Genomic DNA, 17314 nt, shown 5'->3' on the forward strand with positions numbered 1-17314 from the left:
GATGGTTGGGAGTTTATCAAGGAATAGTACAATGCAACCTATCATTATTACTGGTGGCCCAGGCGCAGGGAAAACAACGTTACTGAATACGTTGGCGAATAAGGGATATCTGGTCTTTCCTGAAGTATCACGCACCTTGATCCGCGATCAAGCCCAGCAACCTGATGGGGTACTGCCGTGGACTAACTTGCCTGCGTTTGCTGAACTTTGTTTAACGGCAATGAGTAATCAACGTCGTGAAGCCCTTCGCAATACTATGCCTGCGTTTGTTGATCGTGCCATACCTGATATTTGTGCCTATTTAACCTTAGGTGGTTGTGAGGTAGCAGAGCAATATCAAGACGCGGCGGTGGGTTATCACGCCCGTGTTTTCTTCTGTACGCCTAATCCTGACATTTACGAGCAAGATGATGAGCGCCCATACCCCTTTGAGGAAGCACTAGTGATCCATCAGCAGCTGATAACGACCTACCAAGCGTTAGGGTACGAGGTGGTTGATGTGCCATGGGGTAGCGTGGAAGAGCGAGCCAACTGGGTGTTGACTCGATTGAATGAACGTTAGCCGCAGTGTGTCTTGCTACGCTTTTTTAAGCTGGGCAATAAAGCGTTCTGATTCTGAAATGGCGGTTTCCATATCTTTGATCGCGCGCTGAATATCACGCTGCAAATCATTGAATTCACCCTGCAGTGAGCCAATAGCCGCCGCATTCAGGTTATGCTTTAGATATAGCGTATTGTCGTGCAGCGTATCTAGCACGGGGGCCATTTTTTGCTCGGCGCGGTGCATGGCACTGAGCATGGTTTGGTAGGAGGCTTTAGTTGATCGTAGCTTGGTTTGGCTATCACGTTTTAACTTCGCGCTTGAGTAAAGCTCAAGCTCTTGTTGCCACTCAGCAAAGAGTGCATCCGCCACATCTTCGATAGCAGCAATACGGCTACTGACTTTATCCGCTGCATCAACACTGTCTTCATACTGATCGTTGATGCTGTTGTACGCCGCTTCAAGCTCACCACCATCAAACTGGTTCAGGGCTTTGAGCGCGTCTAATGCGCTGGTAAATTGTTGCTGGGCATCTTGTTGTGCTTCAGAGGCTTCTTCGACGCGATCGACCATAATATCGCGTTTGTGAACGCCGACTTGCTCCATTGCGGAATAATAAGCACTCTGGCAGCCTGAAAGTAGCGATACACTGAATAGTAGCGCGAGCAGGTAAGGCATAGACACACTCCTTGTCGTAAAAATCTTGCTGATCCTGTGGGTTAGCGAGTTAAACACAAATAATTTAACCGATAGATTAAATGAATATGGCTGACAACAAGACAACTAGCAAGCTGCAATTATTGAAGCGAGTCAAAGTTGGGTTTGCGTTTTTACGTTACCTGCAACAGCGTGCCACACATGACCGATTAACGGTTACGGCAGGCTCTATGGCGTATGTAACCTTGTTATCTTTAGTGCCGATGATCACCGTGGTGTTGTCGGCATTATCCAGTTTTCCAGTCTTTGCTGGATTAGGCGAACTGCTGCAAAATTTTGTGATTGAGAATTTTGTCCCCGCAGCGGGCGAAATCGTGAAAACCTACCTTAATGAATTTGTCGCCAATGCAGGCAAGATGACTGCCGTGGGTATCGGCGCCTTGTTTGTGGTGGCGATGATGCTGATTTCAACTATCGATACGGCGTTGAATTATATTTGGCGAATACATGAAAAACGCCGACCTGTTATCTCGTTTTCTATCTATTGGATGGTACTTACCTTAGGGCCTATTTTGGTGGGCTCTAGCATTGCGGTGAGCTCATACCTGGGATCGCTCAATTTACTGGGCAGTGAATTAGTGAATGGCTTCTTTCAACAAATGCTGCGTGGTTTACCTGTTGTGATGTCGAGTCTGGCATTTTTAGGGCTGTATTTATTGGTGCCTAATACCAAAGTGAAGTTCAACCATGCTTTAATTGGTGCACTGACCGCCAGTGTCTTGTTTGAAGCCAGTAAAAAAGGTTTTGCACTCTATATTACAAATTTTCCGTCTTACCAAGTGATCTATGGGGCATTGGCGGTGATCCCAATTTTATTTGTATGGGTTTATTTGTGTTGGTGTATTGTATTGCTTGGTGCTGAAATTACAGCCAGCCTCGGAGAGCGTTCTCAGTGGTGTCCACTGCAACATGAGAATGCCACCAAGCAGCCCTGTCCGAAAAATAAGACGGCTGTGTCGGACAATGATGTAGATACTAAAAAGGAAAGAACGGAATGATTGCGCTTATTCAACGCGTTAGTGAAGCCAGTGTGACTGTTGATGGTCAAGTGACTGGCGCTATTGGTAAAGGGTTATTAGTCTTACTTGGCGTTGAGAAAGACGATGATGAGAAAAAAGCGCAGCGATTACGTGACAAAGTATTAGGCTACCGCGTGTTTGAAGATGATGCCGGTAAGATGAACCTTAACGTACAGCAAGTGGGTGGGAGCGTGTTGGTGGTGTCGCAGTTTACGTTGGCGGCAGATACCAATAGTGGCATGCGCCCTAGCTTTTCAAAAGGGGCTGCGCCTGCTGATGCGGAACGACTGTACGAATATTTTGTCGAATGTTGTAAGGGTAAAGAAATCCAAACTGAAACGGGTATCTTTGCTGCAGATATGAAAGTGGCCTTACAAAACGAGGGTCCAGTGACATTCTGGCTTCAGGTATAGCTTGGTCTGATGTGGTTTTTCACATAGAAATGGCTGTGGGTTAGGTAATCAAGAGAGGGAATTCATGTTTCGACTTATCACCCCAAAAACTGATGAAGAGTTAGCTCGTTACTACGACTTTCGGTGGCGGATGTTGCGGGAACCATGGCATATGCCAGCAGGATCAGAGCGGGATGCCTACGATGAGCTGTGTTGCCATCGGATGATTGTGGATGACAAAGAGGAAGCCATTGCCGTTGGTCGCTTGTACATGACGCCTGATAACGACGGGCAAGTGCGCTTTATGGCGGTACACCCTAACTATCGTCATAAAGGGATGGGCGCATTAGTACTGATGGCTTTAGAGTCGTTAGCGCGTCAAGAAGGTGCCAAGCGTTTAGTCTGTAATGCGCGTGAAGATGCGATCCCTTTCTATCTGAAAAATGGTTTTGATAGCCAAGGTGAGCTGAGTGATGAGCGTGGCCCTGTTCGTCACCAGCAGATGCTGAAGCATTTAGACCCACTTACAGAAGTGGTGCGTCACCCTGAATGGTGCCAAGCACTGCAAGAGTTGTGGCAATTTCAGATCCCTATCAGTGAGAAAATGGGGATCAAAATTAGCCAATATACGGGTTACCGCTTCGAGGTCAGTGCACTCTTTAATGCCAACTTAAACCCTAATGAGTCCATGTTTGCAGGCAGTATCTTTACCATGGCGACGTTGGCGGGATGGGGCTTTATTTGGATGCTACTCAAAGAGCGTCAGCTCAATGCTGATATTGTGCTAGTGGATAGCCATATTCGCTATAGCGCTGCGGTGAAAGAGCGTCCGCGCGCTGTTGCCTCGGTGGAAGGGTTAAGTGGCGATCTCGATCGCCTAGCCAGTGGCCGTAAAGGCCGAGTCACCGTTGAAGTGAACGTATTCAGCGGTGATCATCACGCCTCAACCTTTACGGGCACTTATATGCTGTTTCCATCACAAGATGACAGCGAGACAGGGGCGGGTTGCTGATGATGTTGCCACACTCGCTCAAATAGCTGACAAGACTGCGCCACATTTAGGCGCAGTTTTTGTTTTTGCGGTTGCGCTAAATCCCATTGTCCCTCGAGTACTGTCTGAATATCTGTATTTTTAATCGTAAATGCTTGTAGTGCTATGCGCCCCCGATCACTGGTGACTGTGAGTGGTGAGATAGCGATTGCTGATGCTGTCGACGGTGTTGCCTGTATGCTGGTATAGGTTGCTAATGTGGGGATTTTTTCCTGCGATATTTGCGTTGGATTCGCGCGCCAGTTGGCAAGCTGCTGGCTAAATTCTGCGGGTGTGCTGAGCAAGTGGGCATCGCGGAAATCGGCTTGAATCGCTCCCTCTAAGCTGTAATTAAAACTGGCGCGGTTATGGGCTAAGCCACTTAACGCAATACTCGAGTCAACTTTTCCCTCAAGCGGCAAAGGCAACCCTAGCCATTGCGGAAGGATGGATAATGGCGCGCTGTCTGTTGTGGCCGTAATGTGCCACGGCTGGGCGGGTTGCGTCAGCGCCCATTGTCCTGTGGCCTCAAGTAAACCATTTTTGAATGGCAGGGTCAGCTGATCCAACTGCCAGTTACCCGCTTGGCTATGAGTGCTGATATAGGGTTCCACCAGCTCGACAGTGTTAATGCTGGCAAACCCAGCACTGGCGGTGAGCCTACCTTGCCATAATCCATAATGCTTGCTTTGCTTAAGGCGCAGTTCGCTGCCGTCGATATTAATCCCGCTGAGCTGAAAAGGTAGTTCAGGGTTGGTATCGGTTAGTTGAAGGTAGCCTACGTCTAATGTCTGAATGTCGATAGCGTCATACGGCGCGAATAATTCGTTGAGTTGGCTAGGCCATTGCGGCGCTAGAAAAGCCTTAATGTTATTTAGCGTCAATTGATTGAGGTGAATCGTATTGGGTGTCACCTTCCCCTTGGTGCGCAGGTAACCTTGCCACACTTTGCTGGAAAGCCCTTCAATAAGGGTAGTGTTTGGGGTGAAACGTAGATCCAACAGTGGGCTATCAAACACGGTCTCATGCCATAAAATACTGTCGGCACTGAGTGATAATTGGCTGTCGCTTTGTTGCCAGCGAGACTTGCCTTGTTGCCAATTGAGTAGCGATAAATTGAGTTGGTTAAGGGATAAGTCGGCGAGTTCGATTTGGCTATCCACCACATCCAGTCGGCCGATAGTCAGCGTGGTCGCCACTTGGTGAGAGTCATCGTTATGATCGCTAGTTTGGTTGATGAGGGTATTCGTAATTAAGTCATGGGCTTGTTGTGCTAATTGATGAGTGGTTAATGCCGATTCAAACTGAAGGTTGGCCACTGTAATTTGATCCAGGATCCATTGATGACTGTCAGGAAGAAAGTTTGCCTGACCATTGATGCTGGCGCCTAACCAGTCAAACGAATAACCGTAAATACGCCATGCTTCGTCTGCTTGATACCCGCCTGTTTTTTCTCCATCCACTAACAGATCAGTAAAGGTGTGTTGTTGCCAATCGACTTGTGGGGCGGCAATGCGAAAATCCCCTGAAAAGTCGCCCCAGAAAGCAGCACTGGGTTGCCAGTTATCGAGTTGAACTTGTCCATTGTGTAGCGTGAATCTTGGGGTAGTAAGATTCATCTGCTTTAAAGCCAGGCGGTGGGTGAAAATGGCTGGGTAGTGTATTTCACTCTGCGCTTGGCTTGGTTGATGATTTGGCTGTTCAACGTGTGCAATATCGACACCGCTGATCAGGATGCTATCAAAGTACCACAGTGGTACCGCTGGCTGCGTCTGATAACTGGGTGTTGGGTTACTTGATGACGTGAGCCCGAACCAAGCAAACAATGTCTCACGCGGTGCTAACCACAGCTGTACTTGCTGTGCTTGATGGATTTGTTGATCAGGATCGATAACGGTCGGTTGTTCAATCGTGAGGTGCCAAGGGTCGGTGATGGTATAAGAGAGCGCGTTGGCATCGAATTGGTAGTTGCTCAGGACTCGGGTGAGCTGCCCGATCACTGGCGCAGCATGACGGGTGTGTAATAAGGCTACACTGATCGTGAGAACCAATAGCACTATGATGGTTAAGGTTGCGAGCAGTTTTCCGAATAGTCGCATAGCGCTCTCACTACTTCAGTCTGTTGTGAAGTATTCAGAGTGGCGTAAAAGCCGAGTCTAGGCAAGTCGTGGAATAAAAAAGCATGAAGCTAACTATGTTAGTCACGAGAGGAGATCGCGGTGACGATGAGGTGTAAAAAAGCCCCTGCAAGAGGGGCTTAGGTGTTTATTGTCCGGTAATTAGTGCATACCGTGATTAGTCGACTTGTGGGCCAGCAGCGACAAGTGATGCACCTTCAGTCGTATCTGTGTACTTCTCGAAGTTATTGATAAAGCGTTGTGCCAGATCTTCGGCTTTGCTTTCCCACTGAAGTGGGTCCGTGTATGTGTCACGAGGATCAAGGATCGCTGGATCAACACCTGGTAGCGAGGTTGGTACTTCAAGATTAAAGATAGGAATATCTTTGGTTTCTGCCGTGTCAATCGAACCATCAAGGATGGCATCAATGATGCCACGGGTATCTTGAATCGAGATACGCTTGCCAGTACCGTTCCAACCTGTGTTCACAAGGTAAGCTTCTGCACCTGCTGCTTCCATACGTTTCACTAATACTTCTGCGTATTGTGTTGGGTGAAGGGTTAGGAACGCATTACCGAAACAGGCAGAGAAGGTTGGCGTTGGCTCTGTAATGCCACGCTCAGTACCTGCCAGTTTAGCGGTAAAGCCAGATAGGAAGTGGTACTTAGTTTGCTCTGGTGTCAATTTAGAAACGGGTGGTAGTACCCCGAATGCATCTGCCGATAAGAAAATCACTTTGTTAGCGTGGCCACCTTTCGATACTGGCTTAACAATGTTTTCAATGTGGTAGATAGGGTAAGACACACGAGTGTTTTCTGTTTTCGAGTTGTCGTCGAAATCAATTGCACCATCAGCACGCACCGTCACGTTTTCTAGCAATGCATCGCGACGGATCGCATTGTAGATATCAGGCTCTGCTTCTTTAGATAGGTTGATGGTTTTGGCGTAGCAGCCACCTTCGAAATTGAAGACACCGTTATCATCCCAACCATGTTCGTCATCACCAATTAGCGCACGCTTAGGATCGGTAGATAGGGTTGTTTTACCTGTACCAGAGAGACCAAAGAATACCGCAACGTCGCCGTCTTCACCCATGTTGGCCGAGCAGTGCATTGAAGCGATGTCTTGCAGAGGAAGGAAGTAGTTCATCATGGCGAACATGCCTTTCTTCATCTCACCGCCGTACCAAGTACCACCGATGAGCTGCATTTTTTCTGTCAGGTTAAACACGGTGAAGTTTTCAGAGTTTAGACCTTGCTCTTCCCACTTCTCATTGGTGCACTTCGCGCCATTCATTACCACGAAATCTGGCTCAAAGTGTTCTAATTCTTCTGCTGTAGGGCGGATAAACATGTTTTTCACGAAGTGTGCTTGCCATGCCACTTCAGTGATCACGCGAATACATAGACGAGTATCAGGATTAGCACCACAGTAACCGTCGATAACAAATAGACGTTTGCCAGAAAGTTGACCTGTTACTAGGGTTTTCAGATCATTCCAGACATTTTGGTCAATCGCTTTGTTGTCGTTCTTGCCTTGATCGGCCCACCATAGCGTATCGCGGGTCGTATCATCTTTTACGATGAACTTATCTTTTGGCGAACGGCCTGTGAAAATACCGGTATCGACTGATACTGCGCCAAGCTCAGTCACGATACCTTTTTCGTATCCTTCTAGGCCTGGTTTAGTCTCTTCTTCGAATAAAACTTCATAAGAAGGGTTACGTACTACTTCTGTAACATTTTTGATACCGTATTTAGACAGATCCATGTTTTTTGCAACCTTTTTTTCGACGTTAAGGACAGTCATAGGTGCTCCTTGGGTAAGATGTAGTTTAACTGTCGACCATGCTAACAACCCTAAAGGGGTAATTCAGGGAGGTTAATCAAAAATTAACCATTAACTTGTTACCGTTAAGTAATTTTATTTAACCGTATTGGGTTGGTTAGTTTACAGGGGTGTTACGTATTTGCGCTAGGTCTCGAAATTAATATTTCTCTTGAAAAAAGCGATATTTAGGCGTGAAAAATGAATGTAAGGCTGGGCGGAAAGTGTGCTTCAGTTAAAAAAATAGCCGAATAAAATTCGGCTATCATGATTTTTTTTGTCAGTTAATACGGGACAAAAATTAATTAGTGTACTTGGTTGTCACCAACGCTCGCGTTTTCATGCAATGCTGCAACGTCAACGCTATCAAAGTCATAAGTCGTACCACAGTAATCACAGTGTAAAGAGACTTTGCCTTCCTCGGCTAAGATTTTCTCTACTTCTATGCGTTCAACGGAACAAATGGCCGAAGCACTACGCTCACGTGAACAACCACAGTGGAATTCAACTGGCTGCGGTTCAAACAGTTTCACTTCTTCTTGGTGATATAGGCGGTACAATACATCTTCCGCTTTTAGACCAAATAACTCTTCGTTCTTCACTGTGCTGGTTAGCTGCGACAGGTGATCGAAATCATCGGCGCTACCTTGACCGTCAGGCATAATTTGTAGCAGCATGCCTGCAGCCATCGCTTTTTCTTCATGCTCGCCAACACGTAGGATGATTTGCGTCTTAAGTTGCTCTGAATTTGCGAAGTAACCTTCTAGGCACTCAGCTAACGTTGTACCTTCAAGACCGACTACACCTTGGTAACGCTCACCCTTTGTTGGGGTGATGGTAATCACCATGTGGCCTTTGCCAATCAGATCATGAATGTTTTCTGTGGCTGGTACGTCACCGTCCCAGCGTGCGACACCGCGCATTTTTTGGTCGTGATCACCATTGATCACCGCCAATTTGATTGGACCGTCACCCTGAAGCTGAACCGTAATTGAACCTTCGAACTTTAATGTTGCCGTAAGAAGGCTAGTTGCAACGAGGAGTTCACCAAGCAGGTTTTGTACAGGTGCTGGGTATTCCTTGCTGGAAATGATTTGTTGATAGGTGTCAGCAAGCTGTACCAGTTCGCCACGTACAGAAACACCTTCAAATAGGTAACGATAAAGACTGTCGTTTGTCATATTCATGTCTTCTCCAGCAGGATTAGTTACTGCTCTTAAATTTAATTATATCGCGTCGCTGTTTCTTATCAGGACGTTTATCTGGACTTGGATTATCGAATGCGTTGAGTTTACGTAGTTTCGCGTGCTCTTCGCGTTGTTTAATACTGTCTTCTGTTTCCTGATACAAGGTTTGTGCTTCGGGAGCGCCGCGGCGAGCACTCGACAACTTAACGATAACAATGGTTTTTTCTTCGTTGCCTTGTCGTACTCGTATTTCTGCACCGAGTTCTACCAGCTTACTGGGTTTTGAACGTTGGCCGTTATAATGCACCTTACCGCCATCAACCATATTACGGGCGATGGAGCGCGTTTTGTAAAAACGGGCAGCCCATAGCCATTTATCTAGGCGAACTTGGTTATCATCTGATGCGTTTGAACGCTGGCTCACAACGTGCTCCTTAGCAAATTTGGGCGCTAAAAATAGCATATAACTGCAATAGCGTCAGCTGCGGGTTAAGACAAGTAAATGGTGATATATGATCGAGTTTTCAACGCTAAAATGGGAATTAATTCTCCTAAATGGCTAGTCTATTGATAGCTAGTGTGTTTTTTTCGTGATCTGCTCTGGTATATTACGGGGATCATGTAAAGAATTGCTGTGTGCAACCTCATCTCAGAGTATTCTGTACTGTCCGTCACACATATAACGTAGCTCCATAAAACAACTCAATACGGATTTTATATGGTTGTATCTAAATGGTTGGACATGTTGCCCAACAAAAAACCAATACCGACGAAAACATTAACCCGTGGCTTTACTTGGCTAATGGTGGTGATGTTAGCGTGGATCCTTGGGCGTTTAATTTGGGCTGCGGTGCAACCGACCACGGCTGTGGCAAGGTGGCAGCCCCAGGCGCAAGCGGCCGCCACGGGTCAACAAACTGGCTTTAAGGTGTCTGATGTTCTTGCGATGAACCTGTTTGGTCATTACCAACAAGGTGCCCCTGTTGTTAAGCAAGAGCCGGTTAAGCAAGATGCGCCTCAAACACGTTTGAATTTACGCTTAGTGGGGGTTGTTGCAAGTTCGCAGAACAAAACCAGCCTTGCGGTAATTGCACATCAAGGAAAGCAAAATACTTACGGCTTGAGCGAAGCGATTGATGGTACCCGTGCCACGTTACAAGCTGTGTATGCGGATCGTGTCATTATTCGTAATAGCGGCCGTGATGAAACCTTGATGCTTGATGGGGTGGAATTTGGCAAAGTGACAGCAAATACTCCCCCCGCCTCTCGCCCTAAATCACAAACGTCTGCTCGCCAAGGTAATGTATCTGGTGAGCAGTTGAGTAAGATAAAGCAAGAAATCCTTGATAAACCCCAAAACCTCTTTAGTTACATTCGCCTTTCCCAAGTGAAAAAAGACGGTGATCTGATTGGCTACCGCGTTAACCCAGGTAAAGAGCGGGTGTTATTCGATGCTGTCGGCTTAAAAGCCAATGATCTTGCCGTTAGCCTGAATGGTAATGACTTAACGGATCCCACCGTGATGGCGAAACTCTGGACTGAGCTTTCTCAAGCGACCAGCTTTACTTTGACGGTAGAGCGTGAAGGTCAGTTACACGATATTTATATTGAGTTGCAGTAGCAACCAAAGCAAGCATGCGTAATACGCAGGAGAAATTAGTGAAAAAATGGATGAATAAGCGCGCTTGGCTGCTACTGGGTAGTTTGCTATGTGGCACCGTATCAGCCAGTGAATTCAGCGCCAGTTTTAAAGGCACTGATATTCAAGAGTTCATCAACATTGTGGGTCGAAACCTAGAAAAAACCATCATTGTTGACCCTGCGGTACGTGGCCAAGTCAATGTGCGTAGTTACGATTTACTTAACGACGAGCAATATTACCAGTTCTTCCTCAATGTATTGGAAGTGTACGGTTTTGCTGTGGTTGAGATGGAGAACGGCGTACTTAAAGTTATTCGCGATAAAGACGCGAAAATTTCGGCGATCCCGGTTGTTGATGGTAAAGACGGCGTGACAGGCGATGCGGTGGTTACGCGTGTTATAGCCGTGCGTAATGTTTCGGTACGTGAGCTGTCACCGCTACTGCGTCAGTTAAACGATAATGCAGGTGCGGGTAATGTGGTTCATTACGATCCCGCTAACATCATTATGATCACGGGTCGTGCGGCAGTGGTGAATCGCTTAGCAGAAATCATTGAACGTGTAGACCGTGCCGGTGATAAAGAAATTGATGTGGTTGAGCTAAATAACGCCTCGGCGGCTGAAATGGTCCGTATTGTTGAGGCACTGAATAAGACCGCCGATGCCAAAGCAACGCCAGGCTTCTTACAGCCTAAATTAGTGGCTGATGACCGTACCAATGCAGTGCTGTTGTCGGGTGACCCGAAAGTACGTGCGCGCTTAAAGCGTTTGATCCGCCAGCTTGATAAAGAAATGGCCTCATCGGGTAATAACCGTGTGGTGTATTTAAAATACGCCAATGCAGAAGACATGGTTGATGTACTCAAAGGGGTGTCTGACAACATCCAGTCTGAGAAAAAAGGCAATAGCTCGAAAGGCAATGCTTCATCAAGCAAAGATACCGTGATGATTTCGGCGCACGAAGATACCAATGCACTAGTGCTGACGGCGCCGCCTGATGTGATGCGTGCGCTCGAGAATGTGATTGCTCAGCTGGATATTCGTCGTGCACAGGTATTGATTGAAGCCATGATCGTCGAAATTTCGGAAGGTGACGGTGTTAACTTCGGGGTGCAATGGGGTTCGCTGCAAGGTGGTGCTGTTCAGTTTGCTAACTCTGGCGTGCCGATTTCACAATACGCGATTGGCTTAAAAGAAGCGGAAGATATCAAAGGCTCAACCACCACCACGGTTAACTCTACAGGTACAGTAACTACCACGACACCCGACAAAAATGGTGACTACAGCACCTTGGGTAAAGCTTTGGGTGGGGTGAACGGTGCCATGATGGGGATCGTGATGGGTGACTGGACCATGCTGGTCAATGCGGTATCGACCGACAGCAACTCTAACATTCTGTCTAGCCCAAGTATTACCGTCATGGATAACGGCGAAGCATCATTCATTGTCGGTGAAGAAGTCCCTGTTGTGACAGGCTCTGCGTCGAGTTCGAATAACGACAACCCATTCCAGACTATTGAACGTAAAGAGGTGGGTATTAAGCTGAATGTCACCCCACAAATCAACGAAGGGGATTCGGTTCAGCTGAAAATTGAGCAAGAAGTGTCGAGCGTACTGGGTGCCAACGGCGCGGTGGATGTGCGTTTTGCGAAACGTCAGCTCAATACCTCAGTGTTAGTACAAGATGGCCAGATGCTGGCGCTCGGTGGCTTGATTAATGAAGACACCAAAGAGAGCGAGTCTAAAATTCCAATTTTGGGTGATATCCCTGTCTTAGGGCATTTGTTTAAATCGACCAATACCACCACCAGTAAAACCAACTTAATGGTATTTATTAAGCCAACCATTATTCGTGATGGAGTGACGGCCGATGGTATTACTCAGCGTAAATATAACTACATTCGTGCCGAGCAACTGTATAAAGCAGATAAAGGCTTGAAGCTGATGCCGAACACGCAAATTCCAGTACTACCGAAATACGGTGAAGATATTGCACTGCCTGCTGAAGTGCGGGCATTTGTGGCGCAGCTGGAGAATCAGTAATGAGCACCTTCGCTGCAGATACGCAGCCGTTTTTTCGTTTACCTTTCTCGTTTGCTAAGCGCCACCAAGTGGTACTAGAAGCTGGCGAGCAAGGTTGGCAACTACTGTATGCGGGCACGTTGTCTGCGTCAGTATTGGCGGAAGTGCGTCGCGTCGCTGCGCGAGGTTTTACGCCGATAGAGCTTGATGTTAAAGCGTTTGAACTTAAGCTGACAGAAGCTTATCAGCGTGATTCTTCTGAAGCGCGCCAGTTGATGGAAGACTTAGGTTCTGACAGCGATGATTTCTTCTCGTTGGCGGAAGATTTGCCAGAAACGGAAGATTTGCTCGAGTCAGAAGATGACGCGCCAATCATTAAATTGATCAACGCCATGTTAGCGGAAGCGATCAAAGAAGCGGCGTCCGATATTCATATCGAAACCTTTGAAAAAGTGCTGTCGATCCGCTTTCGGATCGATGGGGTACTGCGTGAAGTGTTGCAGCCAAGCCGTAAACTGGCCCCTTTGCTGGTTTCGCGGATCAAGGTTATGGCGAAACTCGATATTGCGGAAAAGCGCGTGCCACAAGATGGGCGTATTTCGCTGCGGATCGGTGGTCGCGCGGTTGATGTACGTGTCTCGACCATGCCCTCGTCTCACGGTGAGCGTGTGGTATTGCGTTTGTTAGATAAGAATGCGACCCGCCTTGATTTGCATAGCCTAGGTATGACCGCGGCTAACCATGCTAACTTCCGCAAAATCATCGATCGTCCGCATGGCATTATCTTGGTGACAGGCCCGACAGGCTCGGGTAAATCCACCACCTTGTATGCTGGCTTGCAAGAGCTCAATAGCCAAGAACGTAATATTCTGACGGTGGAAGACCCGATTGAGTTTGATATCGATGGGATTGGCCAAACTCAAGTCAACGCCAAGGTTGATATGACGTTTGCCCGTGGGCTACGCGCTATCTTGCGTCAGGATCCTGATGTGGTCATGGTGGGTGAAATCCGTGACTTAGAAACCGCGGCCATTGCGGTACAGGCATCGTTGACGGGTCACATGGTAATGTCGACCCTTCACACCAACACTGCGGTGGGTGCGATCACCCGTTTACGTGATATGGGGATCGAACCTTTCTTAGTGTCTTCTTCATTACTGGGTGTATTAGCGCAACGCTTAGTGCGTACGCTGTGTAAAGCATGTCGAGACCCGTATGAAGCCAACGCGGAACAGAAAAAGCTGTTCAATGTCCCTGAGCATGAATCGCTAACGCTGTACCATCCTGTTGGCTGTGAGCACTGTAATAACAAAGGCTACCGTGGCCGAACCGGTATCCATGAGCTGTTGATGATCGATGATCGCGTCCAAGAACTGATCCATGCCGAGGCGGGTGAACAAGCGATTGAACGCGCAGTACGAGAGTACACACCAAGTATCCGCGATGATGGCCTGTCGAAAGTGCGCTTAGGTATTACTACGCTTGAAGAAGTGATGCGAGTGACCAAGGAAGGCTAATGGCGGCATTTGAATACAAAGCCCTTGATAGCAAGGGACGACAGAAAAAAGGCGTACTAGAAGGGGATAATGCCCGTCAAGTTCGTCAGCAATTGCGTGAAAAAGGGTTGATGGCTACCGAGGTAGTACAAACCAATGAGCGTGAAAAGAAGAAAGCGAGCAGTAGTTTTTCTTTTCGGCGCGGCATTAGTACTCATGACCTGTCACTGATCACGCGCCAGCTTGCCACACTAGTACAAGCCGCGATGCCACTGGAAGAGTGTTTAAAAGCAGTCGCCGAACAAAGTGAAAAGCCGCGTTTAAAGAACATGCTATTAGCCGTTCGTTCGCGGGTCGTGGAAGGTTACACTTTGTCAGACAGTATGGCGGAATACCCACATGTGTTTGATCAGCTGTTTCGTGCCATGGTGGCGGCGGGTGAAAAATCGGGGCACCTTGATACGGTACTGAACCGCTTAGCCGATTACACCGAAAACCGTCAGCAAATGCGCAGTAAGCTCCAGCAAGCGATGATTTACCCAACCATGCTGACGCTGGTAGCGGTCTCTGTGGTGGCTTTCTTATTGGCAACCGTAGTGCCGAAGATTGTCGATCAGTTTGTACAAATGGGGCAGCAGTTGCCTGGGATCACTGAGGTCTTGTTGGTGGCGAGTGATTTTGTGCAGAACTGGGGGATCGTGGTGGTGATTGCCATTATTGCCTTGGTTGCAGGGGTGAAAACGGCGCTGAAAAAGCCGGACTTTCGTCTGCGGTGGGATCGCTGGGTCTTAACGATCCCTGTGATAGGGAAAGTTGCTCGCGGCCTTAATACTTCTCGCTTTGCCCGTACCTTATCTATTTGTACCTCTAGTGCCATCCCATTGTTGGATGGGATGAAGGTCGCATCTGATGTGATGACCAACACCTGGGTGAATCAGCAAATTTTGGCTGCATCCGATAAAGTACGCGAAGGCTCGAGCCTACGCATTGCACTAGAGCAAACCAAACTGTTTCCCCCTATGATGCTGCACATGATCGCCAGTGGTGAGCGCAGTGGTGAATTGGAGCAAATGCTAACGCGATCGGCCGATAACCAAGATCGCGATTTTGAATCCCTCGTCAACATGGCGCTAGGGGTGTTTGAACCCTTATTAATCGTAGCGATGGCGGGCATAGTCATGTTTATTGTTATTGCTACCTTAATGCCGATCATTGAACTCAATAACATGGTCGGAATGTAATTCTCTTGGAGGTTAAGTTAATGCAACGCAAACAACGCGGCTTTACGCTGCTCGAAGTTATGGTCGTGATTGTGATCCTAGGGGTGCTGGCGAGTCTAGTCGTACCTAACTTGCTAGGTAACAAAGAAAAAGCTGACCAACAAAAAGTGGTAACCGATATTAGTGCTTTAGAGCAGGCATTGGACATGTATAAGTTGGATAACAGTGTTTACCCAACGACAGACCAAGGTCTGGATGCGTTAGTGTCTAAGCCGTCATCAAGCCCTGAGCCGCGTAACTACCGTAATGGCGGCTACATCAAGCGTCTACCGAATGACCCTTGGGGTAATGAATACAACTACGTGATGCCAGGTGAGCATGGCGCAGTTGATATCTTTAGCCTAGGTGCTGATGGTCAGGAAGGCGGTGAAGAAGTGAATACTGACATTGGTAACTGGAACATGCTGGACTTTTAAGTTCATGCACTGTTGATAGAAGAATAATGATGAAACGTGCTGCTGGCTTTACGCTGATTGAAATTATGCTGGTACTGGTGCTATTGGCGACCAGTGCGGTGGCTGTGATTGCCACGCTACCTGAGCGTCATGATGATAAAGCCAAAGAAGAGGCCGCACGTTTTTATCAATTAGTGCAGCTTCTTGGTGAAGATGCACTGCTTAACGGCACTGATTTCGGTATTCGCATTGAGCGGCACCGTTATCAGTTTCTTGAGTTAGCAGGTCAAGAATGGCAACCCATCAAAGAGTCTCGCTACTTTACCGAGATTGAAGTGGGCGATGACATCAAGCTGGACGTTGAATTGGGCGGCTATGCATGGCAAGACAAAGATCGCTTGTTTAAGCCTGGCACCTTATTTGATGAAGACTTGTTTGCTGAACAAACTGATAAGAAGAAAGTAAAACCACCGCAGTTGATTGTGATGGCCAGTGGAGAATACACCCCGTTTAGCTTGGTGTTTGAAATTGACGGTGAGAATGAATTTTGGCAAGTCCGTGCTGATGAGCTCGGCGAGTTGTACTTATTGGCTCCAGGTGAAGAAATGCCAGAAAGGAAGTCACGCCGATGAAAAGCCAACGCGGGATGACTCTATTAGAAGTGCTGGTTGCCTTGGCGGTGTTTGCGACTGCGGCCTTGAGTGTTATGAAGGCGGTCAGCCAACACATTAACACCATGGGTTATTTAGAAGAGAAAACTTTTGCAGCCATGGTGGCTGATAATGAATTAGCACGCTTACAGTTGAGCGGAAAAATCCCGACGTCGAGTAAGCGTGGCGAAAGTGAGCTTGCTGGCCGTAAATGGTATTGGACAGCGTCGAGTACCAAAACAACCGATGGTTATTTACGAGCAGTAGAAATGGTCGTGGCGACAGATAAAGATCGTAAGCAATCGATAGTGACAGTGAGAACCTATGTTGCCAACTAAACAAGCCCCCTGTCATACACCCCATTTGCAGCGCGGTTTTACGCTACTTGAGGTGCTGGTGGCTATCGCCGTTTTTGCCATGTTGAGTTTATCAGCGTACCAAGTACTAAATGGTGTCCAGCGCAGCGATGAGCAATCTCGTGATCACAACGCACGGCTCAAAGCGATTCAACGAATGAGCGTGATGATGGATAACGATTTTCGTCAAATTGTTGCCCGTAAAACCCGTAGCCAAGGTGAAAAGCCCAGTGATAAATACCTGCTAGCGGGTGAGTATGTGCTGGATTCTTCAAGTGAAGGGATCATGTTTACGCGTTTAGGCTGGCAAAACCCACAGCAAATGTTCCCGCGTGGGGAAGTTGTTCGAGTCGGCTATCGTATTATCGACGATAAGCTAGAGCGAGTGTGGTTTCGCTATCCTGACAATGTGGCGGGTGCTGAGCCGCTGGTACGAGAGGTATTAGCGGATGCGACTAAACTATCGTTTCGTTTTTTCAGTGAAAAAAAGTGGACCGATAAGTGGGAACAAGCAGGTAGTCTGCCTCAAGGGGTTGAAGTGCGCTTAACCCTGAAAGATATCGGTGAGATCGAACGGGTGTATTTAGTACCTGAGTCGGGCTTGGTAAAAAGTAACAACGAGGATGATAACCAATGATCCCTC

At 47.6% G+C, this 17314-nt stretch carries 17 protein-coding genes; 12 read left to right on the forward strand and 5 right to left on the reverse strand.

Translation table 11 applies throughout. The features are described from left to right. The first annotated feature begins 31 nt into the window (after positions 1-31). On the forward strand, positions 32-562 hold the full coding sequence (locus L4C35_RS19395) for an AAA family ATPase (protein WP_428464444.1): 531 nt from the start codon (positions 32-34) through the stop codon (positions 560-562). A gap of 15 nt (positions 563-577) precedes the next feature. Here the strand turns inward: L4C35_RS19395 and L4C35_RS19400 are convergent, their stop codons facing one another. Then, a complete protein-coding gene (locus tag L4C35_RS19400) occupies positions 578-1219 on the reverse strand; it encodes a DUF2959 domain-containing protein (RefSeq protein ID WP_428464445.1) in 642 nt (213 codons plus the stop codon). An 86-nt stretch (positions 1220-1305) separates the two neighbouring features. Here L4C35_RS19400 and L4C35_RS19405 point away from each other — a divergent pair, with 86 nt between their 5' ends. The 3 genes from L4C35_RS19405 (at position 1306) to L4C35_RS19415 (ending at position 3681) form a co-directional block, all read left to right on the forward strand. Beyond that, positions 1306-2256, forward strand: coding sequence for a virulence factor BrkB family protein (locus L4C35_RS19405; protein ID WP_428464446.1), 951 nt, complete (start codon positions 1306-1308; stop codon positions 2254-2256). Continuing rightward, on the forward strand, positions 2253-2690 hold the full coding sequence (gene dtd / locus L4C35_RS19410; RefSeq protein WP_428464447.1) for a D-aminoacyl-tRNA deacylase: 438 nt from the start codon (positions 2253-2255) through the stop codon (positions 2688-2690). Before L4C35_RS19405 ends, dtd begins: the two co-directional genes overlap by 4 nt. Before the next feature lie 64 nt (positions 2691-2754). After that, positions 2755-3681, forward strand: coding sequence for a bifunctional GNAT family N-acetyltransferase/hotdog fold thioesterase (locus L4C35_RS19415; protein ID WP_428464448.1), 927 nt, complete (start codon positions 2755-2757; stop codon positions 3679-3681). Here L4C35_RS19415 and L4C35_RS19420 read toward each other — a convergent pair. The 4 genes from L4C35_RS19420 to hslR all read right to left on the reverse strand — a co-directional run bounded on the left by L4C35_RS19420 (position 3630) and on the right by hslR (position 9255). Next, a complete protein-coding gene (locus tag L4C35_RS19420) occupies positions 3630-5798 on the reverse strand; it encodes an AsmA family protein (protein ID WP_428464449.1) in 2169 nt (722 codons plus the stop codon). The genes L4C35_RS19415 and L4C35_RS19420 overlap by 52 nt on opposite strands. Before the next feature lie 196 nt (positions 5799-5994). Next, complete coding sequence (gene pckA, locus L4C35_RS19425; RefSeq protein WP_428464450.1) at positions 5995-7626, reverse strand: phosphoenolpyruvate carboxykinase (ATP); 1632 nt, start codon at positions 7624-7626, stop codon at positions 5995-5997. A gap of 323 nt (positions 7627-7949) precedes the next feature. Next, positions 7950-8825, reverse strand: a complete 876-nt coding sequence (gene hslO, locus L4C35_RS19430) for an Hsp33 family molecular chaperone HslO (protein WP_428464474.1) — start codon at positions 8823-8825, stop codon at positions 7950-7952. Between the two features lie 22 nt (positions 8826-8847). Continuing rightward, complete coding sequence (gene hslR, locus L4C35_RS19435; RefSeq protein ID WP_428464451.1) at positions 8848-9255, reverse strand: ribosome-associated heat shock protein Hsp15; 408 nt, start codon at positions 9253-9255, stop codon at positions 8848-8850. A 294-nt stretch (positions 9256-9549) separates the two neighbouring features. On the opposite strand from hslR, the gene gspC reads away from it, so the two are divergent. From gspC to gspJ, 8 genes are read left to right on the forward strand one after another with little or no spacing between them, the layout of a single operon-like run. Next, positions 9550-10452, forward strand: a complete 903-nt coding sequence (gspC, locus tag L4C35_RS19440; RefSeq protein WP_428464452.1) for a type II secretion system protein GspC — start codon at positions 9550-9552, stop codon at positions 10450-10452. 38 nt (positions 10453-10490) lie between these two features. After that, positions 10491-12515 (forward strand): type II secretion system secretin GspD, encoded by a 2025-nt coding sequence (gene gspD, locus L4C35_RS19445; RefSeq protein ID WP_428464453.1) that lies wholly within the window; start codon positions 10491-10493, stop codon positions 12513-12515. Continuing rightward, entirely contained in the window at positions 12515-14011 is a 1497-nt protein-coding gene (gspE, locus tag L4C35_RS19450; RefSeq protein ID WP_428464454.1) for a type II secretion system ATPase GspE, read from the forward strand. The genes gspD and gspE overlap by 1 nt, the downstream gene beginning before the upstream one ends. Then, a complete protein-coding gene (gspF, locus tag L4C35_RS19455; RefSeq protein WP_428464455.1) occupies positions 14011-15231 on the forward strand; it encodes a type II secretion system inner membrane protein GspF in 1221 nt (406 codons plus the stop codon). Before gspE ends, gspF begins: the two co-directional genes overlap by 1 nt. Before the next feature lie 20 nt (positions 15232-15251). Further along, the gene (gene gspG, locus L4C35_RS19460) at positions 15252-15686 is read left to right on the forward strand and encodes a type II secretion system major pseudopilin GspG (RefSeq protein WP_062690353.1); all 435 of its coding nucleotides are present in this window, start codon (positions 15252-15254) and stop codon (positions 15684-15686) included. 26 nt (positions 15687-15712) lie between these two features. Next, positions 15713-16297 (forward strand): type II secretion system minor pseudopilin GspH, encoded by a 585-nt coding sequence (gene gspH / locus L4C35_RS19465; protein ID WP_428464456.1) that lies wholly within the window; start codon positions 15713-15715, stop codon positions 16295-16297. Then, complete coding sequence (gene gspI, locus L4C35_RS19470; protein ID WP_428464457.1) at positions 16294-16653, forward strand: type II secretion system minor pseudopilin GspI; 360 nt, start codon at positions 16294-16296, stop codon at positions 16651-16653. Before gspH ends, gspI begins: the two co-directional genes overlap by 4 nt. Further along, a complete protein-coding gene (gene gspJ / locus L4C35_RS19475; protein WP_428464458.1) occupies positions 16640-17308 on the forward strand; it encodes a type II secretion system minor pseudopilin GspJ in 669 nt (222 codons plus the stop codon). Before gspI ends, gspJ begins: the two co-directional genes overlap by 14 nt. The last annotated feature ends 6 nt before the right edge of the window (positions 17309-17314 follow it).

It is taken from the genome of Photobacterium kagoshimensis, from assembly GCF_050337045.1.
GTDB classification, from domain to species: Bacteria; Pseudomonadota; Gammaproteobacteria; order Enterobacterales; family Vibrionaceae; genus Photobacterium; species Photobacterium kagoshimensis.